Genomic DNA, 20,963 nt, shown 5'->3' on the forward strand with positions numbered 1-20,963 from the left:
GCCGATGAATAATTTATATCGATTCTCATTTACTGATTGGCAATCGGCTTCAACGCAGGATCAGCAGGCCTGGCAGCTCGGTAATGCCGACCTTGGCCTGCGCCAGCAGCAATTCCAGCGCTCGCTTGGGATCGCCGATACTGGCGATGCCCGAGACGCGCAAACGCCTGGCGGTTTCGCCCAGCACCAGGATGTGCTTGCCGCCATAGCGGGATAGCCGCGCAGCGGCCTCGGGCAATGCGACATCGTTGAAGGCCAGCAGGCCCTGGCTCCAGTCCGGCGCCGGTTCCTGCGGCGCGGCGAAGCGCGTGATGCCCGTCGCCGACACGGCAGCCTCCTGGCCCGCGTCCAGCGCCAAGGCGGCGTCATCCTGGCAGACCAGGCAATGGACTGCCACGCGATGTTCGTACACCGCCACGCGCGTGCCGCCGGCCTCGCGCGCCACGACATAGCGGGTGCCTAGTGCGGCTGCGGACGCGTCCGGCGTCACCACCGTGAAATCCGGACCACCAGGCGCGCGTGGTGCGGCCGTGAACAACGCTCGCCCGGCCAGGAGCCGTACTTCGCGCTTGCCCGGCGCGAAATCGATGGCGATGGCCGAGTCCGCATCCAGGGTGGCGCTGGAGCCGTCGGGCAGGGCCACGCGGCGCACTTCGGCGCCGGTCGTGTAGTCGGCGTCAGGATGGACCGTACGCAGCAATTGCCAGGCTGGCCAGGCGGCCAGCAATACAAGCGCGGCCGCCGCGCCGCGCTTATGCGCGCGCCGTGGCGCCAGCAGCTTGCCGCGTTCGATCTCGCCCATTCGCCGCCACAGGCGCGCCAGCCGTTCATAGGCGGCGGCGTGGCTGGCGTCAGCGCGGTACCAGGCTTCGAACTCCGCCTGGGCTTGCGCATCCATGCCCTGACCGCTGTGGCGCACGACCCAGCGCGACGCTTCTTCCTGGGCGCTGCCGGTCTTGGGGGCGGCCATGCTCAGGATGCCAGCGCCTGGTCGCAGGCCAGCAGGATGCGCATCATGTGTTTCTCCACCGCGCTGACCGAAATCGCGAAACGCTCGGCGATGGCGCGGTAGCTCAGGCCCTCGTGCCGGTGCAGCACGAACACGTCCAGGCTGCGGCGCGGCTGGGCCAGCAGCGCGGTTTCCAGCCTGCGCAGCATTTGCCGCGCGGCAGCCACGTCCAGGGTGTCGGGTTCATGCAGGGTAGGGCGCGAAGCGGCGTAGTCGGCGGTGGCGGCCTGTTCGCGGCTGCGGCGCCGGTGCCAGTCGGTAGCGATGTTGGCGGCCACGCGGAAGACGTAGGCGCGGTCGTTGTCGGGACGCGTCCTGTCCTTGAATTCCGCCAGCTTGATCCAGGTGTCCTGGGCGCAGTCTTGCGCGACGTCGCGCGAGCCGGTGCGCAAAGAGAGGAAACCCAGCACCTCTCGGTAATGGCGGAGAAATACATCCGTGAGCGTAGACATGTCGCCGGCGCCGGGCGCCAGATAGAGTCAAATTCGCGCCAGAGTATAAATGATAACGATTTCTATTTCTAGATAAGGAGAGAGCGCAGGAAGCGGCGGCGGGCAGGGCGCCCGCCGCAGGCCGTCAGGCCTCGGACTGTTCGATCTCTTCCAGCGAGCCCTGGATTTCGAGCCACTGTTCTTCCAGCTCGTCCATGCGCTTGCCGTGTTCGCCATGCTCGGCCATGACCTTTTGGCGTTCGGCGCGGCGCGCATCCGAGTACAGGTCCGGATCGGCGATGACGGCGTCCAGCGCATGCAGCTTGGCGCGCAGCTTCTCCATCTCGGCCTCGACCTTGGCGAGCCTGGATTCGAGCGGCTTGCGCAGCGCGGACAGGCGCTGGCGCTGTTCGGCTTCGGCGCGGCGCTGGGCCTTGCGGTCCACCACCGGTTCGTTGCCTTCGGCGTTCTCGCGCGCGGCTTCCGCGCGTTCGCCGGCGTTGCGGGCGGCGAGCCAGTCGCGGTAGTCCTCCAGGTCGCCGTCGAACTCGCGTACCGCGCCGTCGGCCACGATCCAGAAGCTGTCCACGGTGGTGCGCAGCAGGTGGCGGTCGTGGGATACCAGCAGCATGCTGCCGCCGAAGTCCGCCAGCGCGGCGGCCAGGGCCTCGCGCGTTTCCACGTCCAGGTGGTTGCTGGGTTCGTCCAGCAGCAGCAGGTTGGGCTTTTGCCAGACGATCAGGGACAGCGCCAGGCGCGCCTTTTCGCCGCCGGACATGGGGCCGACCTTGCTGGTCACCGTGTCGCCGGAAAAGCCGAAGCCGCCCAGATAGTTGCGCAGTTCCTGTTCGCGGGTCTCGGGGGCCAGGCGCGCCAGATGGGCGATGGGCGTGCTGTCCACGTCCAGCATGTCCAGCTGGTGCTGGTGGAAATAGCCGATGGCCAAGCCGCGCGAGGCGCGGCGAGTACCCGCCTGCACCGGCAGTTCTTCGGCCAGGGTCTTGATCAGCGTGCTCTTGCCGGCGCCGTTGGCGCCCAGCACGCCGACGCGGCTGCCCGCGCGCACCATCAGCGTCACGTCGCGCAGGATGGGCACGGCGTTGCCGTCGGCGTCCGTGTAGCCGGCCGACAGGTGCTCCAGGGTCAGCAGGGGATCTGGCACCTGGTCGGGCGAGGGGATGCGGATGTCGATGCCGGCCTCGGCGTGCAAGGGCGCCAGCACCTGCATGCGCGCCAGCGCCTTGACGCGGCTCTGCGCCTGCTTGGCCTTGGAGGCCTTGGCCTTGAAGCGGTCGATGAAGCCTTGCAGCCGGGCCGCTTCGCGGGTCTGGCGTTCGTAGGCGATATTGGTCTGGCGCAGGCGCTCGGCGCGCTGTGTCAGGAAGTCGCCATAGCCGCCGCGGTAGCGCACCAGCTTGGCGTGGTCGAAATGCAGGATGGATTTGGCGACCGCATCCAGGAACTCGGTGTCGTGGGAAATCAGCATGACGGTGCCGGGGTAGGCGGCCAGCCATTTCTCCAGCCACAGCATGGCGTCGAGATCCAGGTGGTTGGTGGGCTCGTCCAGCAGCAGCAATTCGGACGGCGCCATCAGCGCGCGGGCCAGGGCCAGGCGCATGCGCCAGCCGCCGGAAAAGCTCGCCACCGGCTGCATCCATTCGGCGGGCTTGAAGCCCAGGCCGGCCAGCAGTTGCTCGGCGCGCGAGGCCGCGCTCCAGGCGCCGGCTTCCACCAGCGCCGCTTCCACTTCGGCGATCTGCGTGCCTTGCTCGTCCGTCAGTTCGGCACGGCGCGCCTGCAGTTCGCGTAGATGCGTGTCGCCGTCGATGACGAACTCTCGCGCCGGACGCTCGTCAGCTTCGATTTCCTGCTTGACGCTGGCGATGCGCCAGCCGGCGGGCATGGCGAGGTTGCCCGCGTCCAGGTCCAGCGTGCCGGTCAAGAGCGCGAACAGCGAGGACTTGCCCGCGCCGTTCTTGCCGACGATGCCCACGCGCTCGCCCGGATGCACGACGAATTCAGCGCCGTCCAGCAGCACCTTGGTGCCGCGGCGCAGGGTCAATCCAGTAGCGCGTATCACAGGCTGAGTTGCTCGCGGGTAAGCAGCAGAAGCTGGTCGGAGGCTTCTTCGGTGTCCAGCCACACGGGCGAGAGCTGCGGGAAGGCGGCCTCGAAGAAGTCGCGTTCGTGGCCGATCTCCAGCACCAGCACGCCTTCCGGCGTGAGAAAGCGCGGCGCGGCTTCCAGGATGCGGCGCACCAGGTCCATGCCGTCGTCGCCGCCAGCCAGGGCCAACTGCGGTTCATGGCGGTACTCCTGGGGCAGGACGTCCATGGAGCCGCTGTTCACGTAGGGCGGATTGCAGATGATGACGTCGTACAGGCGCGGCGGCAGGCTGTCGAACAGATTGCTTTCGTGCAGGTCCAGCCGGTCCGCCAGGCCGTAGTCGTCGACGTTGCGGCGCGCCACTTCCAGCGCGTCCGGCGACACGTCGACCGCGTCCACATGGGCATAGGGGAAGGCCAGCGCCGACAGGATAGCCAGGCAGCCGGACCCCGTGCACATGTCCAGCACGTTCTCAACCGCCAGCGCATCCTGCACCCAGGGCGCAAGGCCCTGGTCCAGCAACTCAGCGATGGGCGAGCGCGGCACGATGACGCGCTGGTCCACGTAGAAGCGATGGCCGCGCAGCCAGGCCTCGTTGGTGAGGTAGGCGGCGGGCAGGCGCTCGGTCACGCGGCGGTCGATCAATTCGAGCACGCGGTTGCGCTCTTCGCTGAGCACGCGGGCGTCCAGAAAGGGCTCCAGCGTGTCCAGAGGCAGATGCAAGGCGTGCAGCGTCAGGTAGACCGCCTCGTCCCAGGCGTTGTCGCTGCCGTGTCCCAGCGCCACCTGGGCGGCGTTCAGGCGCGATACGCCGTAGCGGATCAGGTCGCGCAGGGTCAGCAGTTCTTGGCGGGCGGATTGATACATGTGAGGCTTTTACTTGGGCGGCAGCAGGAGGTTTTCCAGCGTGCGCCGATAAATGTTCTTCAACGGATCCAGCGAGGCCAATTCGATGCGTTCGTTGACCTTGTGGATCGTGGCGTTGCAGGGACCGAATTCGATGACTTGCGGGCAGATCTTGGCGATGAAGCGGCCATCGGACGTGCCGCCAGTGGTGGAGAGTTCTGCCGTCACGCCGGTTTCGTCGCGGATGGCCGAGACCAGCGCGTCCGTCAGCGAGCCGCGCGGCGTCAGGAAGGGCTCGCCGCCCAGCTCCCAGTCCAGCGTGTACTCCAGGCCATGGCGGTCCAGCACTTCATGTACTCGCGCCTGCAGGCTTTCCGGCGTGCTGGCGGTGGAGAAACGGAAGTTGAACAGCGCCATCGCCTCGCCCGGCACCACGTTGGTGGCGCCGGTGCCCGAGTTCAGGTTCGACACCTGGAACGTGGTGGGCGGAAAGTACTCGTTGCCCTGGTCCCATTCGATGCTGACGATGTCGGCCAGGGCCGGCGCCAGCTGGTGCACGGGGTTGCGCGCCAGGTGCGGGTAGGCCACATGGCCCTGGATGCCCTTGACCGTGAGCTTGCCCGACAGCGAGCCGCGGCGGCCGTTCTTGCAGGTGTCGCCCAGCACGTCGCCCGAAGTGGGTTCGCCGACGATGCAGTAGTCCATCTGTTCGCCGCGCGCCTTCAGCGCGTCGCAGACGATGGCGGTGCCGTCGATGGACGGGCCTTCTTCGTCAGAGGTGATCAGCAGGGCGATCGAGCCGCCATGCTGCGGGTGGGCCGCCACGAATTCCTCGGCCGCCACCACGAAGGCGGCGATCGAGCTTTTCATGTCGGCTGCCCCGCGGCCGTACAGGTAGCCATCGCGCTCGGTGGGAACGAAGGGATCGCTTTCCCACTTCTCGCGCGGACCCGGAGGCACCACGTCCGTGTGACCGGCGAACACGGCCAGCGGCGCCGCGTTGCCGCGGCGCGCCCACAGATTGGTGACACCGCCCTGTGCGATGGTCTCGCAGGCGAAGCCGATGCGCTCCAGGCGCGCGGCCAGCGTCGCCTGGCAGTCTTCATCGGCCGGCGTGACCGAAGGGCGGGCGATCAGGTCCTTGACCAGATCCAGTACAGCCGTCGTGCTCATTTAAGCCCTCAGCAGATCGTTGATGCTGGTCTTGGCGCGGGTCTGCGCGTCGACGCGCTTGACGATGACCGCGCAGGCCAGGCTGTGCGAACCGTCGGCCGAAGGCAGCGAACCCGGGACCACGACCGAACCCGAGGGCACGCGGCCGTACGTGATCTTGCCGGTGGCGCGGTCATAGATCTTGGTGCTTTGCGACAGGAACACGCCCATGGCCAGCACCGAGTTCTCTTCGACGATCACGCCTTCCACGACTTCCGAGCGGGCGCCGATGAAGCAGTTGTCTTCGATGATGGTCGGGTTGGCTTGCAGCGGTTCCAGCACGCCGCCGATGCCCACGCCGCCGGACAGGTGAACGTTCTTGCCGATCTGGGCGCAGGAGCCGACGGTGGCCCAGGTATCGACCATGGTGCCTTCGTCGACGTAGGCGCCGATGTTGACGTAGGAGGGCATCAGCACCACGTTGCGGGCCAGGTAGGCGCCGCGGCGCGCAACGGCCGGCGGCACCACGCGGTAGCCGCCCTGCTTGAAGGCGTTATCGCCGTATTCCGAGAACTTGAGCGGCACCTTGTCGTAGAACTGCAGCGGAGCCTGGCCCATGATGGCGTTGTCGTTCAGGCGGAACGACAGCAGCACGGCCTTCTTGATCCACTGATGCACGACCCAGTCGTCGTTGATTTTCTCGGCCACGCGCAGGCGGCCCAGGTCCAGGCCGTCGATGGTGCGCTCGACCGCTTCGCGCACTTCGGCGCTGGCGTCGGTGGGCGACAGGTTGGCCCGGTCGTCCCAGGCTTTTTCGATGGTGGTCTGCAGGTCGAGAGTCATAGCGGCTCAGCTTTTAAAGGTTGATCAAACGGAAGTATGCACAAAATGGGCGATGCGCTCGGCTGCCTGTACGCAGTCAGCCAAGGGCGCCACCAGAGCAATGCGGATGCGGCCCTGGCCGGGATTCACGCCATGCGCCTCGCGTGCCAGGAAACTGCCCGGCAGCACGGTAACACCAGTACGGCCAAAAAGGTCGCGCGCGAACGCCGTATCCGAACCGGGCGTGGCAGCCCACAGGTAGAACGAAGCCTGCGGCCGGGACACGTCCAGCACCTTCTGGAGGATGGGCACGACGGCGTCGAATTTTTCGCGGTACAGGCGCCGGTTGTCCTTCACGTGCGCCTCGTCCGTCCAGGCGGCGATGCTGGCCGCCGACACGATGGGGCTCATGGCGCTGCCATGATACGTGCGATACAGCAGGAAGCGGCCGATCAGCGCGGCGTCGCCCGCCACGAAGCCCGAACGCAGGCCGGGCACGTTGGAACGCTTGGACAGGCTGGAGAACGCCACCAGGTTGCGGTAGGTGTCGCGGCCCAGGCGGCGCGCGGCCTGAAGGCCGCCCAGCGGCGGGTTGCCTTCGTCCAGGTAGATTTCCGAATAGCACTCGTCCGAGACGATCACGAAGCCGTGGCGGTCGGACAGTTCGAACAGCGTTTTCCATTCGTCCAGCGACATGACGTTGCCGGCCGGGTTGCCCGGCGAGCAGACGAACACCATGCGCGTCTTCTTCCAGATTTCGTCCGGCACCTGGTTCCAGTCGCTGGCGAAATTGCGCACCGGATCGGCGTTGACGAAGTAGGGCGTGGCGCCGGCCAGAAGCGCCGCGCCTTCGTAGATCTGGTAGAAGGGATTGGGGCAGATCACCACCGAGCCGGCGGCCGGGTCGATGACGGTCTGCGTGAACGCGAACAGCGCCTCGCGCGAGCCCAGCGCCGGCAGCACCTGCGTTTCCGGATCCGGGGCAGGGATGCTGTAGCGCCGCGCCAGCCACTCCGAGATCGCCCGGCGCAGCGCCGGGTCGCCCTTGGTGGACGGGTACACGGACAGGCCCGCGAGGCTGTCGCGGATGGCCTGTTCGACGCGCGCGGGCGCGGCGTGTTTGGGCTCGCCGATCGACAGATTGATGGGCGTCAGACCGTCCGGCTGCTGGCTGGCCGAAGCCAGCAAAGCGCGCAGTTTTTCGAACGGATAGGGGTGTAGGGCATCGAGGCGCGGATTCATGACGCAAGATTTTAACAAGCAAGCTACAATAGCGGGCTTGGCCTATAGCGAAGGTGGCGAAATTGGTAGACGCACCAGGTTTAGGTCCTGACGCCGTAACAGGTGTAGGGGTTCGAGTCCCCTCCTTCGCACCAACCTTATTCAGGCACTGATCCGGCTTCATGCCACCAGTGTCCCGCAAGCCCCAAGGCATTGAATGCCTTGGGGCTTTTCCTTTGCCGGCGCGCCCTTGCGCTTAGGGATAACCTCCCGTGCCGAAAGCGCATTTTTGATATATCTTCGCGCTCTTCGGTGGAGGCTTGCCGCTGGCCGGCATCGCAACAGCCTCTCAAACAGCCCCGTACACAGCACGATAAGGAGAGCCTCCCATGGCGCTCAAGCACGCTGCATTTCTGGATGTCATCGATATACGCACCCCGCATCGCGAACACGGGGAGGCCGTCAGCGTCAGCCTGATGAAGACGGCGCATATGCAACTGCTGCAATTGGCGCTGCCCGCCGGCAAGGGCCTGCCGCAACATGCCGTGGCGGGCGAAATCACCATTCATTGCATCGCCGGAGAGGTGAGCTTGGCATTGCGCGATGGCGTGCGCCAGTTGCGCGAAAACCAGCTCGTCGCGTTGGCCGCGCACGAACCGCACGCGCTGCAGGCCGTGCGCGACGCGACCGTGCTGGTGACGGTGCTGCACGCCCCCGCCTAGTACTCCGATTCCTGACGCAGACGTGTTCCCTGAGAGGTGAGCCGTGCATGAGCTGTTGGCCGACTGGTGCGAAATCCTGAACCGCTTGCTGCGGGACGTGGCCGATGCGCACGCCACGGCGCAGGCGCGCGACAGCGCGCTGCGCCATGCCCACCGGCATTCCTGCCAGGCGCCGATCTGCTTCCGGATGTCCGGGACCACGGTCAGCCATCTGGCGGAAACGCTGGATTGCGCCATCCGCGCGTCCTGCGCCCGCCACGACAACTCCGCCTGGGTGCAGGCGCTGGACGTGGCTTACACCAAGTTCCTGCTGTATCTGATCCGCGACGTGGACCGGTGGTCCAGCGGCGGGCTACACCAAGAGGCGGCGTAGGAGAGGTTTGGTACTTCATAATTTACTGGATAAATAAACAGTAATTTGGTTCAATCCCATCATGCCTCCGGCGCATGCACCTGCAAAAGCGCCATTTCCCACGATCAGGACGAACCATGAAATTCGGATACACCATCATCTACGTACCGGACGTCGCCGCATCGCTGTCCTTTTTTGAACAGGCATTCGGTTTCGCCAGGCGTTTTCTGCACGAGTCCCGGACTTACGGCGAACTGGACACCGGCGAAACCACCTTGTCGTTCGCGGCGCATGAACTGGCCGACGCCAACTTCGGCGGCGGCCATGTAGCGGCATCGGCGTCGGCCGAGCCGTTGGGCATGGAAGTGGCTTTCGTGACGGACGACCTGGCCGCGGCGCACGCCCGCGCGCTTGCGGCGGGCGCCACGGAAATGAGCGCGCCTGTCTCCAAGCCTTGGGGGCAGGTCGTTTCCTATGTGCGCTGTCCGGACGGCACGTTGGTGGAGCTTTGCACTCCCATGCAGGGCTAGGCACGCCGCTCGTCGCCGTGGCCGGGGACAAGCGCTCCGATACGCTGCCGCTGCGGCCCGCATCATCGGTGTCCGTGCGGCGTGCGCCTTTCCGTCTAGCCGGTCCGGACGATCCCCGAGTCCGCCCTACGCCGTTACCTTGGTTGCGGCAGGGGTGTCCGCGTCCGGCTGCGCTCAAGAATTGTCAAGAATTTACATTGCTTTGAAGTTGCCGTCGCCGCCCCGCGATACCGTGGCATTTTCGTTTTTCGGGAGTCGACATGTATCCGCTTTCCAAGCGTTGCGGCGCGGAGTTCTTTGGCACGTTCTGGCTGGTATTGGGGGGCTGCGGCGCCGCTGTGCTGGCCGCCGGTTTCCCGGAACTGGGCATCGGTTTCGCAGGCGTGGCGCTGGCCTTCGGCCTGACCGTGCTGACCATGGCGTTCGCGGTCGGCCATATATCCGGTGGGCATTTCAACCCGGCGGTCACGGTAGGCCTGGTGGCGGGCGGCCGTTTTCCCGCCAAGGAAATCCTGCCTTACGTCATTGCCCAGGTCCTGGGCGCGATCGTGGCCGCTGCGGTGCTGGCCTGCATCGCCAGCGGCAAGCTGGGTTTCGATCTGAAGGGCAGCCATTTCGCGGCCAACGGCTACGGGGCCTATTCGCCGGGCAAGTACTCGATGGTGTCCGCGCTGGTGACGGAAGTCGTGCTGACCGCTGGCTTCATCTTCGTGATCCTGGGGGCGACCAGCAAGCGCGCGCCGGCCGGCTTCGCGGCGATTCCTATCGGACTGGCGCTGACGCTCATTCACCTGATCAGCATTCCGGTGACGAACACCTCGGTCAATCCGGCCCGTTCCACCGGCCCCGCGCTGTTCGTGGGCGGCTGGGCGTTGGAGCAGCTGTGGCTGTTCTGGGTCGCGCCCATCGTCGGGGCGATCGTCGGCGCCATCGCCTACCGGCTGGTCAGCGATCCCGCGCAGGAGCGTAGCTGAGCCAGGCGCTGCACCGGGCGATAATGGGGCCAAGTCTCTGATCCTGGTCCCATGAACGAATTTTCAATCGCCATCAATCTTGTGCTGGCCATGCTGCTTGGCGCCGCCATCGGCGCCGAGCGCCAATGGCGGCAGAACTATGCCGGCGTGGTCACGCATGCGCTGGTCTCGCTGGGCGCGGCCGCCTATACCGCCTTGCCGGCGCTGCTGGACGCCGGCAACGACATGCGCCTGGGCAGCCAGGTCGTGACCGGCATAGGCTTTCTGGGTGCGGGCCTGATCATGCGCGACGGCCTGACCATACGCGGCCTGAGCGCCGCGGCCACCATCTGGGCTACCGGCGCCGTAGGGGTACTTGCCGGCTATGGCTTCCAGGCCGAAGCCAGCGCGGTCACGGCGCTGATCCTGGTCACCAATGTGCTGCTGCGGCGCGGCGCCAGGCTGATGGACCGCTACGTGCCCGATGCGGAAACCGAAGAGCGTTACTACAACATCGCCTTGACCTGCGCCTCCACGGACGAAGCCATGGTGCGGGCGGAATTGCTGAACGCCCTGGGCAAGCACAGCCTGCGCCTGCGCGGCGTGGAAAGCCAGCAGCGCGACGGCGGCCGCTCCGAAGTGACCGCGGTGGTCTATTCCATGCGCCAGGAAGACGAGCGGGTGGAGCAACTGGTGGGCAGCCTCAGCCTGCTGCCGCAGACCTACTCGGCCAGGTGGACCTCCGACACCGGCAACGCCTGAAGCCGGCCCGAATCAGGACGCCGTAAGTCCGATCTCAATACGCTTGCACTCCGATTCCAAGAAGATGAGCGTATTCCGTGACGACAACGATTCCCCCTGCCGGGCCCGCCGGCGTGGCGCACTATGACCGCGTCAGCATCGCGTTTCACTGGCTGACGGCAGCGCTGGTGGTGGGCCTGTTCGCGCTGGCCGAAATCTGGGAATTCCTGCCGCGCGGCACGCCCACGCGGCGCCTGCTGCAGCACCTGCATATTTCGTTCGGCCTGCTGTTTGCCGCCGTGTTCGTGTTGCGCGCCATCTGGCGCGTGAGCGCGGGCAGGCGCCTGCCGCCGGCCGCCACGGGCTGGCTGCGCACGGCTAGTACGGGCGTACACGGATTGCTGTACCTGTTGATGGCGGCGCAGATCGTGCTGGGCTTTCTGTTCCGCTGGGCGCAGGGTGAGCCGTTCGCCTTCTTCGGCCTGTTCGACGTGCCCACGCTGATCGCCATCGACCACGAGCAGCGCCGCTTCATCGGCGGACTGCACAACACCGTGGCCTGGTGCATCATCGTGCTGGCGCTGCTCCATGCCCTGGCCGGCTTGTTCCACCACTATGTCCTGCGTGACGGCGTGCTGCGCCGCATGCTCTCCAGCCGCTGAGGAGCGCGCGGCAAGGGCGGGACGTGAAAGCCGGGCCGGGCAGGTTGTACATTACGCACTATCACTGCCTTACTTCCACAGGATGTACCCATCATGACCGCCCCTGAAGTGTTTATCTCCTCCTCGATCAGCTGCGCGAACGACCGCCCCTTCGTGCTGTTCGGCGGCATCAACGTGCTGGAATCCAAGGAACTGGCGCTGCGCGCCTGCGAGGAATACCAGCGCGTCACCCGCAAGCTGGGCATCCCGTATGTGTTCAAGGCTTCCTTCGACAAGGCCAACCGTTCGTCCATCCATTCCTATCGCGGCCCGGGCCTGGAAGAGGGCATGAAGATCTTCGAGGCGGTCAAGAAGGAATTCGGCGTGCCCGTCATCACCGACGTGCATGAACCCTGGCAGGCCGCGACCGTGGCCGAGGTCGTCGACATCCTGCAGCTGCCGGCCTTCCTGGCGCGGCAAACGGACCTGGTGGTGGCGTTGGCCAAGACGCAGCGCATCATCAACATCAAGAAGCCGCAGTTCCTCAGCCCGACCCAGATGCTGAACATCGTCGAGAAGTTCACCGAGGCCGGCAACGACAAGCTCATCCTATGCGACCGCGGTACCTGCTTCGGCTATGACAATCTGGTTGTAGACATGCTAGGGTTTGGCGTGATGAAGAAAGTGTCCGGCAACCGGCCGCTCATTTTCGACGTCACGCATGCCTTGCAGCAGCGCTCGGCGCTGGATGCGGCATCGGGCGGCCGCCGCGAGCAGGTGGCCGAACTGGCGCGCGCGGGCATGGCCGTGGGGTTGGCCGGCCTGTTCCTGGAAGCTCACCCCGATCCCAAGAACGCGAAGTGCGACGGTCCCAGCGCCTTGCCGCTGGACAAGCTGGAGCCCTTCCTGACCCAGTTGAAGATGCTGGACGACCTGGTGAAGTCCTTTGCCCCTATCGACATCGAACCCTGAATCCCGCGGTCATAACGGCTGCGCAAAGTTGTTATACGATCCGGGCCAAACATTGGGGAGGCCTGGATGTCTTTGTATGTGATCGTCGCCGTTCGAAAAGAGCCCGTCAGCGGGCACGTGGCCTATGTGCGCTGGGGCCAGGCAGAACGCGGCGTCCCCGGCTGGGTCACCGAGCCGGTGACGGCGGCGGCATCCGAGGTCATCGAGGCCATCAAGGACGGCGTGGAAGTCGAAACCGCCATCAGCCAGGACGGCATGAGCGTGGCGTTGCGGCCGGTGCGCGTGCTGGTGGATGACGACGGACGCGAACACCTCGCGTCCGCGCCGGTTCCCAGCTCGACCTTGTACACGCTTTTCGACCTGCCCGAATTCTGATGCGGGCAGCCCGGCAGGCGCCTAGCGCCGGCCCTGGGCGAAATTGAGCAGGGCGTCTCCGGCCATCCGGTAGCGCACCCATTCATCCTGCGGCAGCGCGCCGATCGACTTGTAGAAATCGATGGCGGGCGTGTTCCAGTCCAGCACGCTCCATTCCAGGCGGCCGCAGCCATTGGCCACCGCCTCTTGCGCCAGATGGCGCAACAGATCGCGGCCCGCGCCGATGCCGCGCTGCTCCGGCGTGACGTACAGGTCTTCCAGATAGATGCCGTTCTTGCCCAGCCAGGTCGAGTAGCTGTAGAAGTAGACGGCGTAGCCGATGGCTTTGCCGTCCAGCAGGCACATCAGGGCCTTGGCCGGCGCGTTCTCGGCGAACAGGGTGCGCTCGACGTCCGCGGGGCTGGCGATCACTTCATGGGCGGCGCGTTCGTATACGGCCAGCTCGGTGATGAAGGCATGGATCTGCGCCGCGTCCGAGGCGACGGCGGGGCGAATTTCGATAGTCACGGGTACTTCCTGCTGCGGCTTTTGGGGGCCTTATCCTACCCGTGAATCGGGCGGCGCGCATTTTTGGCCAGCGCGTCCATTCCGGGAATACCCTTACTTGCGCGCTGACCCTGCGGGCGCGATTCTTGAAAGCGTTCTGCCCTCGAGTCCAATGCGTACAACAGGGGACATCTCCCATGCCTGAATCTGGGTCCGCCGTTGCCAGCACGCCTGCCGCAAGCCGTAAAAGGCGTCGCCTGTCCTGGATCTGGCTGGTGCCTCTCATCGCAGCCGTGGGCGGACTGGCGCTGGTCGTACGCGTCTGGATGGAAGCCGGCCCCACCGCCACCATCAGCTTCCAGACCGCCGAAGGGCTGGAGGCCGGCAAGACCCAGGTCCGCTACAAGGAAGTCGTTGTCGGCGTGGTCGAACGCGTGGCCTTGAACTCGGACCGTTCCGGTATCGTCGCGACCGTGCGCATCAACAAGGACGCCGGCAGCCTGCTGCAGGAAGGGACGATGTTCTGGGTGGTCCGGCCCAGGCTGACCCTGAGCGGCGTATCGGGCCTGAGCACCCTGTTCTCCGGCGCCTACATAGGCGTGGACCCGTCCGACCAGTTCCGCCAGGAAACCGAAACCCGCGCCACCAAGTACAGCTTCGTCGGCCTGGAGACGCCGCCCGAGGTGCAGCAGGACCGCGCCGGCAAGCGCTTCACCCTCAAAGCCCACGACCTGGGTTCGCTGGACATAGGTTCACCCGTCTACTTCCGCCGCATCGCGGTGGGCGAGGTGGTCGCCTACCATCTGGACAGCAGCGGGGAAGGCGTCAACGTGCAGGTTTTCATCGACGCACCCAATGACGACTTCGTCAACAGCGCCACGCGCTTCTGGAATGCCAGCGGCGTGGATTTCAGCGTTGATGCGCGCGGCCTGCAGGTGCGCTCGCAGTCGCTGCTGTCCGTGATCGTGGGGGGCGTTGCGTTCGACACCGTCGAGCAGCATGCGCATGTGGCGGCCAAGGCCGATGCCGAGTTCACCATCTTCTCGTCTGAAGGCGCGGCCCGCGCACAACCCGATGGCACGCCGCTGCACATCCGCATGCGCTTTGACCAGTCGGTCCGGGGGCTGGTGGTCGGCGCGCCCATCGACGCGTATGGCGCGTCCATCGGCCAGGTGGACTCGATCCGTCTGGAGTTCGATCCGGCGATCAAGCAGTTCTATGCGCTGGTCGGAGCCACCGTCTACCCCGAACGCCTGGGCGCGCAGACGGTCGAGGAAATCAAGGAATACTCGGGTTCGACGCTGCAGCATCCCAGCGGCAAGCTGCTGGCCGCTTTGATCCAGCAGGGCCTGCGCGCGCAACTGCGTATCGGCAATCTGCTGACCGGGCAGCTATATGTCGCCTTGGCGGTGTTCCCCGACGCCAAGCCGGTGACGTTCAAGATGGAAGAGGATCCCTTCATTCCTACCGTGCCGAACAACCTGGATCAGTTGCAGCAGCAGATCAACAGTATCCTCACCAAGCTGGACAGGGTGCCGTTCGAAGGCCTGGGCGCCGATCTGGGCCAATTGCTGCGCGCCACTTCCAGCCTGATGAAGCGGCTCGATACCCGCCTGGCGCCCGAGGCGCAAGCCATGCTGCGCCAGGCCAGCAAGTCCTTGGCTGCCGTGGGCGGGGTGTTGAATCCGGACGCCGGCCTGCCGGTCAATGCCAATGCAGTCTTGCAGGAACTGTCGCGGGCGGCCCGGTCGCTGCGGGAACTGTCGGACTATCTGCAAGCGCATCCGGAGTCGTTGCTGCGCGGCCGCGCTCCCGATGCCCAGTATCAGCGCCAGCCGGCGCGCTAGGCTAGGCCGCGAGCCACTGCGCGATCTGGCGGGCGCTGGTTTGCGCATCCGTGCCTGAAGTGTCCAGCACCAGGTCGCTGAACGGACGCGTGGCATAGCCTTCGCGGTACATCTGCGCGACGCGCTCCCGCTCCCAATCGGTCAATACCCGTCCGCCTCTGTCCGATTGCGCGGCCGCAAGCGTGGGGGCCAGGGTCACTACGCGCAAGCACGCGCCGCGTTGCCGGCACGCAGCCAGGATTTGCTCGTAGCTATCCTGCTCCAAAGGGTAGGCGATGACCAGATAACGCTCCTGCGCCTCGGCGATCAGCCTGGTGAGGCGGGCCAGCGCCAGCGCCCATTGCTCGGTGTATGGCAGATGGCTGGGGGCGTCGTGATCGTCGCCGTCGATGAAGCGTGCAGCGGGCAGCAGGCCGGCCAGCGCTGCGCCGACCGTGGATTTACCGCTGTTGATCGGGCCGTTGAGATGGATGACGGTGGTGTCGGGCGTTGAGATGGCTGTTCCTTTCAGTGCAGGCGGGCGCGCGAGGCGTCCGCGCCGGCCGAATCAGAACAGGCATTGTCGCAAAGCGAACTTGCGGCCGAAAGCCCGCACTTCGTCGCCGTCCACGGACGCCGCCAGGTCCCAGCGGTCGCCGCGCGTCACCAGGAAGGACCGGCCGGTCGCGGCATGCCGCAAGGCGAATTGCCAGAAGGCTGCCTCGGAGCCTACCGGTTCGAGGTCGTGCGGCCCGATCAGCAGCCGGCTGGGGCGGGGCGTTGCGCCCAGAGTCCAGCGCAGGGCGATACCCAGGAACGCGAAACGCGCCGAGAACGACGACGGCTGGACGGTCAGCACGCGGATTCTGTTGATCATGGCCAGGACCCCTTGCAGATAGCGTCCAGCGTAGCAAAAGCGGCCCGGGCCATCCATACCGCCTTTGGCGGAAATTGGCGGGCCCGGCTGGCTGCTATTGCTGGATGGCGTCCTGCGCATGGCTGCGCGTGATGCGCCCGAGCAGCAGCAGGGCGCCGGCCGGCGCCAGCGCGAATGCAGCAAACAGCCATTGCGCCGCATGCTGTGCGCCCGCGACGCCCCCGGGATCCGCCAGGCCTGCGCTATTGGTGATGACGCCGGCCAGCGCCGCCGTCAATGCCGTCGCGTAAAGCTGCACCGTCGTGATGGACGAAGATGTCAAGGTTTCTTCGCCGGCAGGCGCCGCGGTGAATATGCGCGTCAGCAGGTGCGGCCAGCTCAGGCCGATGCCGAAGCCCACGCCGGCCAGCGCCAGCACATAGAGCGCCAGCCCCGGGTAGGACTGCAGTTGCGCCGTGCGCGGCGTCATATAGGCCAGGGCGGCCAGCGCGGCCAGGATCACCATGGGACTCAGGCGCACCAGGAAATTCGCCGCCGGGCCGCTGCGGGTGGCGCTGGGCATGGCGGCCAAGGTCCAGCCCGCCGCCATGGCCGCCGTCATGTAGCCGGCCGCCAGCGGTGTCATGCCATGGATGACCTGCAGGAAATACGGCACGAAGATTTCGGTGGTGATAGCCGCTACCACCAGGCACATCACCGCGTACAGCGCGCCCAGCGGCGTGGCTATCGAGTAGGCGCCGGTCGGCAGCAGCCGCTTTGCGGCGCGCTGGTCCACCGCCGCGATCAGCGCGGCGATCGCCAGTCCGGCGGCGATGCCCGCCAGATTCCAGCGCAGGTCCGTCGACAGGCTGGCCAGCGTGATCGCCAGCACACTGGCCACCAGCAGGCCCAGCGTGGTCACGGGCAGCGGGCTTGGCCGCGAGGCCGGAACCGATTCCTTGCCGCCTACCTTGAGGGCCACGATCGCCGCCAGGGCGGCGGCCACGGGCAACAAGGCCCAGAACGCCAGCCGCCAGTGCCCGGTCTGGGCGAAGACGCCGCCGATGGCGGGGCCGCACAGGGTGGCGACGCCCCACATGCCGGACACCAGGGCCATTGCGCGCGACCAGAGCGGCGCCTCGAATACCAGGCGGATCAGGGCATAGCTGAGCGCAAACAGGATGCCGCCACCCAAGCCCTGGATGCTGCGTCCGGCCAGCAGCGCCGGCATGCTCGGCGCCAGCGCGCACACCACGGAACCTGCGGTGAACACCGCGACGGCGAGCAGGTAGGCCGCGCGCGGCCCCAGCGTTTCGATCAGTCTGGCCGACAGCGCCGACCCGACGATGGAGGTCACGACGAACAGTGTGGTGTTCCAGGCGTAATACTCCAAGCCGCCGATGTCCTTGATGACGCTGGGCAGGATGGTGGTGACGATGTAGACGTTGATGGCGTGCAGCGCCACCCCGCCCGCCAGCGCGATCGAGCGCAGGGCATTGGTCCCATGCAGCAGATCTGCCCAGGACGCGCTTGAAACATGGGTTGTGCCGGTGCTCACGCGGTCTTCCGCCTTCGAGAAAAATTATTTAAACAAGATATTTATTGGATAATACGCATGCCGGCGTGCAACAGCAAACGCTGTGTACGAGCGCCGCAGTCCTCGCCCCGGCGGCGGTCAGCGCTTGAGCAAGCCGCGCAACAGCAGGTCCAGCGCCTGCAAGGCCTGCGCCAGACGCGGGCCGTCCTTGGCGTCCTGCGCGATCCAGAAGGCACTTTCGACCAGGCTGCCGTTGATCAGCCGCGCCAGCGCCTGCGGCGCGGCGGCTTCGATCAGGTCCTGATCCATCATCGTCTGCAACAGCGCGGCGAGGGAAGCAATGCAGTGTTGCTGCGAGCCGTCCGCCGCCCCGCCCAGCACCGCCCGTGCATCTTGCAGCACGATGCGCCGGATCTCGGTTTCGGCCGCCATCTGCAGATACGCGCGGCAGCGTCCCTGCAAGGCGGACCAGGCATCGGGCGCCTGCGCTGCGATGGCCGCCAGGCGCTGGTCCATTTCGCCGTCGATCTGTTCGACCACGGCGGCGAGCAGGCCCTTCTTGTCGCCGAAGTGGTGGTACAGGGCGCCCCGGGTCAACCCCGCCGCCGCCGTGAAGTCGTCCATGGACGTGGCCGCATAGCCGACATCGCGGAAGGCTTGCCGGGCCGTGGCCAACAGTTTCGCGCGGGTGGCTTCGATCATCTCGGCGCGGGAACGCGTCATGCTCTCTCCATGCACATACGATACGTATGTAAATTGACATACGCATCGTATGTGAATACGATGCCGCTGTCCATGGCAATCAAAGGTTTCCGGTGTCGAATCCGTATCGCGAGTTGTTCCAGGCGCCCGGCGCACTGGGTTTTGTCCTGGCCGGCGCCATCGCCCGCCTGCCTTTGCCCATGATCGGCATCGGCATCATCACCATGCTGTCCGAGGTTCGCGGGTCCTACGCGTTGGCGGGCGCCGTCGCCGCCACGTTTGCGCTGGCCACGGCCTTGCTGGCGCCGCGGATTTCCCGCCTGGTGGACCGCCATGGCCAGGGCAGGGTGCTGCCGGTAGCCGCGGGCCTGTGCGTCGCGGGGCTGGTTGGCCTGGCGGCCTGCGTGCAATGGAATGCGCCCGAGTGGACCCTGTTTGTCTTCGCCGCGCTGGCTGGCGCCTTGCCCAGCATGCCGGCGATGATACGCGCGCGCTGGACCGAGATATTCAGGGACCAGCCGCAGTTGCGCACTGCCTGCGCGCTGGAGTCCGTGGCCGACGAGCTGAGCTTCATCGTCGGCCCGCCGCTGGCCGTCGGGCTGAGCGCGCTGTTCTTTCCGCAGGCCGGCCCCTTGTTCGCGGCGCTGCTGCTCGCGGTGGGCGTCGCGGCCTTCGTGCTGCAGCGGGCCACGGCGCCTGCCGTGCGGTTTACGCAGGAAGGGCGTCAGGCGTCGGTGTTGCGCATGCCGCCGATGCGGTCCCTGCTGGCGATGATGGCCGCCATGGGCGTCATCGTCGGCACCATCGACGTCCTGAGCGTCGCCTTTGCCCGGCAGCAGGGCATGCCGGCCGGCGCCAGCCTGGTGCTTTCCGCCTATGCCCTGGGTTCCTGCGTGGCCGGCCTGGTGTTCGGCGTACTGAAGTTCCAGGTGCCGCTGGCCCGCCTGCTGGTGGTCGCGGCGGCGGTCACGGCGTTCACCACGGTTCCGCTGCTGCTGGTGAACGATCTGCTGACCCTGGTGCTGGGCGTGCTGCTGGCCGGCCTGTCGTTCGCGCCGACCATGATCATCGCGATGGCGCTGGTGGAAAGCAGCGTGCCTGGCCATCGCCTGACGGAAGGCCTGACGTGGCTGGTGACTGGCCTGGGTGCGGGCGTCGCGGCGGGCGCGGCGCTGGCGGGCTGGGTGGTCGACCACTACGGCGTGGGCGCGGGATTCTGGACGGCGGTAGGGGCGGGCGCCATCGTGCTGCTGGCCGCCATGCCGGTGGGACGCAGTCCCGTGGCCGGTCGCGCCGGCGCCTGACCAGGCCGGCCGATAGAATGGGGAGTCCGGCGCCCTCACCAGGCGCGCCGCAAGGAGAACCGCATGTCCAGAACAGTCGTCAATCCCGACACCGTGTTCAACACCGTCCAGTATGGATTCAGCCAGGCCGTCATCGTCACGGGGCAGCGCCGCATGCTGCTGTCCGGCCAGGTTGGCGTCGACATCAACGAGCGTACGGCGGGGCCGGGCCTGCAGGAGCAGACCGAAGCCGCGCTGGACAATGTCGAGCGCGTGCTGGCTGCGGCCGGCGGCACTTTGGCGCAGGTGATCATGCTGCGCATCTACATCTGCGAAACGGCCAGGGAAGATCAGGAAGTCATTGCGCAGGCGCTGCGCGACCGCTTCAAGAAAGATCCTCCGCCCTCATCGTGGATCATCGTCAGCGGCCTGTCGCTGCCGGAATGGCTGATCGAGATCGAGGCCGAGGCCATGCTCGACTAGGCGCGCCAGGGCGCCGTTGCAAAGGCGGCGCGCAGATGCGCCAGAAAGCCGGCCGTGCGCGCGGGCAGTTCCTGGCGCGATTTCACCAGGGCCACCACGTCGGCCGACGGCAAGGTCCAGCCGGGCAGCAGCGGCACCAGCGCGCGCGCCTGCAGATGCGTGGCCACATCCCATTCCGAGCGCACGATGATGCCGTGCCCGGCCAGGGCCCACTCCACGGCGGTTTCCCCGGCATTGCTGGACAGCACCGGCGCCACGCGCACCCCCACGGCCGGGCCGCGTCCATGCTTGAAGCGCCACAAGGTCACGTCTTCATCGTTCTCGCGCAGCGCGATGCAGTCGTGCCCGCGCAGGTCCTCGGGCTTGGCAGGAGCGCCGTGGCGCGCCAGGTAGGAGGGCGCCGCGCACAGGATCCGGCGATTGGGCGCCAGCGGGTACGCGACCAATGTCGAATCGCGCAGCTCGCCGATGTGAACCATCACATCCCAGTCATCGGAAGCCAGCCGCGGCGGCCCGTCGGATAGCGTCAGGCTGGCGGTCACGTCCGCGCTTTGGCTGCGGAACTCGGCGACCAACCCAGCGATGTAGCGCTGCCCGAATCCTAGCGGCGCGACCACGCGCAGATGGCCTGCCACCACGCCCCTGCGGCCTGCCAGTTCGTCGGCCAGGTCGCCCAGTTCGCCGCAGATCTGTTCCGCCCGCAGCGCCAGCAGCCTGCCTTCGTCGGTCAGCGCGGTGCCGCGTCCCGAACGGTTGACCAGCCTGACCCCCAGCCGTTTTTCCAGCGTATGCAGTCTTTGGGTGACTGCGGGCGGCGTGACATCCAGCGCGCGCGCCGCTTCGGCCAGCGAGCGGGTGGCGGCCAGGCTAAGGAAGAAACGCAGGTCTTCAGTCGTAATCATGCAGGCATGGATTAA

The 20,963-nt window shown here is 66.6% G+C and carries 24 protein-coding genes and 1 tRNA gene; 12 read left to right on the top strand and 13 right to left on the bottom strand.

Features of this window, described 5'->3' with window-relative positions; genetic code table 11:
- Positions 1 to 49 precede the first annotated feature (49 nt).
- The 7 genes from DXK93_RS03245 to dapC all read right to left on the bottom strand — a co-directional run bounded on the left by DXK93_RS03245 (position 50) and on the right by dapC (position 7,608).
- Positions 50 to 970, bottom strand: coding sequence for a FecR domain-containing protein (locus tag DXK93_RS03245; RefSeq protein ID WP_119449338.1), 921 nt, complete (start codon positions 968 to 970; stop codon positions 50 to 52).
- A gap of 2 nt (positions 971 to 972) precedes the next feature.
- Positions 973 to 1,461 (bottom strand): RNA polymerase sigma factor, encoded by a 489-nt coding sequence (locus DXK93_RS03250; RefSeq protein WP_054456036.1) that lies wholly within the window; start codon positions 1,459 to 1,461, stop codon positions 973 to 975.
- A gap of 124 nt (positions 1,462 to 1,585) precedes the next feature.
- The gene (locus DXK93_RS03255) at positions 1,586 to 3,520 is read right to left on the bottom strand and encodes an ABC-F family ATP-binding cassette domain-containing protein (RefSeq protein WP_119449339.1); all 1,935 of its coding nucleotides are present in this window, start codon (positions 3,518 to 3,520) and stop codon (positions 1,586 to 1,588) included.
- Positions 3,517 to 4,413, bottom strand: a complete 897-nt coding sequence (gene prmB / locus DXK93_RS03260; RefSeq protein ID WP_054456040.1) for a 50S ribosomal protein L3 N(5)-glutamine methyltransferase — start codon at positions 4,411 to 4,413, stop codon at positions 3,517 to 3,519. Before prmB ends, DXK93_RS03255 begins: the two co-directional genes overlap by 4 nt.
- Positions 4,414 to 4,422: 9 nt before the next feature.
- A complete protein-coding gene (gene dapE / locus DXK93_RS03265) occupies positions 4,423 to 5,565 on the bottom strand; it encodes a succinyl-diaminopimelate desuccinylase (RefSeq protein ID WP_119449340.1) in 1,143 nt (380 codons plus the stop codon).
- Positions 5,566 to 6,387 carry a 2,3,4,5-tetrahydropyridine-2,6-dicarboxylate N-succinyltransferase gene (dapD, locus tag DXK93_RS03270; protein WP_013394697.1) on the bottom strand — a complete coding sequence of 274 codons (822 nt, stop codon included), beginning with the start codon at positions 6,385 to 6,387 and terminating at the stop codon, positions 5,566 to 5,568.
- Positions 6,388 to 6,411: 24 nt separating this feature from the next.
- Complete coding sequence (gene dapC / locus DXK93_RS03275) at positions 6,412 to 7,608, bottom strand: succinyldiaminopimelate transaminase (protein WP_192352324.1); 1,197 nt, start codon at positions 7,606 to 7,608, stop codon at positions 6,412 to 6,414.
- 47 nt (positions 7,609 to 7,655) lie between these two features.
- Here dapC and DXK93_RS03280 point away from each other — a divergent pair.
- The 9 genes from DXK93_RS03280 (at position 7,656) to DXK93_RS03320 (ending at position 12,873) form a co-directional block, all read left to right on the top strand.
- Positions 7,656 to 7,742, top strand: a tRNA-Leu gene (locus tag DXK93_RS03280).
- A 234-nt stretch (positions 7,743 to 7,976) separates the two neighbouring features.
- Positions 7,977 to 8,309: a hypothetical protein gene (locus DXK93_RS03285; RefSeq protein WP_054456045.1), complete on the top strand. Its 333-nt coding sequence runs from the start codon at positions 7,977 to 7,979 to the stop codon at positions 8,307 to 8,309.
- Between the two features lie 43 nt (positions 8,310 to 8,352).
- On the top strand, positions 8,353 to 8,682 hold the full coding sequence (locus DXK93_RS03290) for a hypothetical protein (RefSeq protein WP_054456047.1): 330 nt from the start codon (positions 8,353 to 8,355) through the stop codon (positions 8,680 to 8,682).
- A gap of 116 nt (positions 8,683 to 8,798) precedes the next feature.
- Positions 8,799 to 9,191 (top strand): VOC family protein, encoded by a 393-nt coding sequence (locus tag DXK93_RS03295; RefSeq protein WP_119449342.1) that lies wholly within the window; start codon positions 8,799 to 8,801, stop codon positions 9,189 to 9,191.
- A gap of 260 nt (positions 9,192 to 9,451) precedes the next feature.
- A complete protein-coding gene (gene aqpZ, locus DXK93_RS03300; RefSeq protein WP_054456051.1) occupies positions 9,452 to 10,165 on the top strand; it encodes an aquaporin Z in 714 nt (237 codons plus the stop codon).
- Positions 10,166 to 10,216: 51 nt separating this feature from the next.
- Positions 10,217 to 10,906 carry an MgtC/SapB family protein gene (locus DXK93_RS03305; RefSeq protein ID WP_054456053.1) on the top strand — a complete coding sequence of 230 codons (690 nt, stop codon included), beginning with the start codon at positions 10,217 to 10,219 and terminating at the stop codon, positions 10,904 to 10,906.
- Positions 10,907 to 10,983: 77 nt separating this feature from the next.
- Complete coding sequence (locus DXK93_RS03310) at positions 10,984 to 11,547, top strand: cytochrome b (protein ID WP_119449343.1); 564 nt, start codon at positions 10,984 to 10,986, stop codon at positions 11,545 to 11,547.
- 93 nt (positions 11,548 to 11,640) lie between these two features.
- The gene (kdsA, locus tag DXK93_RS03315) at positions 11,641 to 12,498 is read left to right on the top strand and encodes a 3-deoxy-8-phosphooctulonate synthase (RefSeq protein ID WP_054456057.1); all 858 of its coding nucleotides are present in this window, start codon (positions 11,641 to 11,643) and stop codon (positions 12,496 to 12,498) included.
- A gap of 66 nt (positions 12,499 to 12,564) precedes the next feature.
- Positions 12,565 to 12,873: a hypothetical protein gene (locus DXK93_RS03320; RefSeq protein WP_054456059.1), complete on the top strand. Its 309-nt coding sequence runs from the start codon at positions 12,565 to 12,567 to the stop codon at positions 12,871 to 12,873.
- A 21-nt stretch (positions 12,874 to 12,894) separates the two neighbouring features.
- Here DXK93_RS03320 and DXK93_RS03325 read toward each other — a convergent pair whose 3' ends face one another.
- Positions 12,895 to 13,380, bottom strand: coding sequence for a GNAT family N-acetyltransferase (locus DXK93_RS03325; RefSeq protein WP_119449344.1), 486 nt, complete (start codon positions 13,378 to 13,380; stop codon positions 12,895 to 12,897).
- Positions 13,381 to 13,556: 176 nt separating this feature from the next.
- On the opposite strand from DXK93_RS03325, the gene DXK93_RS03330 reads away from it, so the two are divergent.
- On the top strand, positions 13,557 to 15,206 hold the full coding sequence (locus tag DXK93_RS03330) for an intermembrane transport protein PqiB (protein ID WP_054456064.1): 1,650 nt from the start codon (positions 13,557 to 13,559) through the stop codon (positions 15,204 to 15,206).
- A 1-nt stretch (position 15,207) separates the two neighbouring features.
- Here DXK93_RS03330 and DXK93_RS32255 read toward each other — a convergent pair whose 3' ends face one another.
- The 4 genes from DXK93_RS32255 to DXK93_RS03350 all read right to left on the bottom strand — a co-directional run bounded on the left by DXK93_RS32255 (position 15,208) and on the right by DXK93_RS03350 (position 18,301).
- On the bottom strand, positions 15,208 to 15,414 hold the full coding sequence (locus tag DXK93_RS32255) for a hypothetical protein (protein WP_225590306.1): 207 nt from the start codon (positions 15,412 to 15,414) through the stop codon (positions 15,208 to 15,210).
- A gap of 339 nt (positions 15,415 to 15,753) precedes the next feature.
- On the bottom strand, positions 15,754 to 16,062 hold the full coding sequence (locus DXK93_RS03340; protein WP_059373681.1) for a hypothetical protein: 309 nt from the start codon (positions 16,060 to 16,062) through the stop codon (positions 15,754 to 15,756).
- 94 nt (positions 16,063 to 16,156) lie between these two features.
- A complete protein-coding gene (locus DXK93_RS03345) occupies positions 16,157 to 17,599 on the bottom strand; it encodes an MFS transporter (RefSeq protein WP_119449346.1) in 1,443 nt (480 codons plus the stop codon).
- Positions 17,600 to 17,716: 117 nt separating this feature from the next.
- Positions 17,717 to 18,301: a TetR/AcrR family transcriptional regulator gene (locus tag DXK93_RS03350; protein WP_119449347.1), complete on the bottom strand. Its 585-nt coding sequence runs from the start codon at positions 18,299 to 18,301 to the stop codon at positions 17,717 to 17,719.
- A 92-nt stretch (positions 18,302 to 18,393) separates the two neighbouring features.
- Between DXK93_RS03350 and DXK93_RS03355 the strand changes: the two genes are divergently transcribed.
- Together DXK93_RS03355 and DXK93_RS03360 are read left to right on the top strand one after the other, a co-directional pair.
- Positions 18,394 to 19,584, top strand: a complete 1,191-nt coding sequence (locus DXK93_RS03355) for an MFS transporter (protein WP_119449348.1) — start codon at positions 18,394 to 18,396, stop codon at positions 19,582 to 19,584.
- Positions 19,585 to 19,647: 63 nt separating this feature from the next.
- Entirely contained in the window at positions 19,648 to 20,046 is a 399-nt protein-coding gene (locus tag DXK93_RS03360) for a RidA family protein (protein ID WP_054456073.1), read from the top strand.
- On the opposite strand, the gene DXK93_RS03365 is transcribed toward DXK93_RS03360, so the two are convergent.
- Positions 20,043 to 20,948, bottom strand: coding sequence for a LysR family transcriptional regulator (locus tag DXK93_RS03365; RefSeq protein ID WP_054456075.1), 906 nt, complete (start codon positions 20,946 to 20,948; stop codon positions 20,043 to 20,045). The two genes, DXK93_RS03360 and DXK93_RS03365, sit on opposite strands and share 4 nt — an antisense overlap.
- Between the last annotated feature and the right edge of the window lie 15 nt (positions 20,949 to 20,963).

It is taken from the genome of Achromobacter sp. K91 (assembly GCF_003576205.1).
Lineage (GTDB): Bacteria > Pseudomonadota > Gammaproteobacteria > Burkholderiales > Burkholderiaceae_B > Achromobacter > Achromobacter aegrifaciens.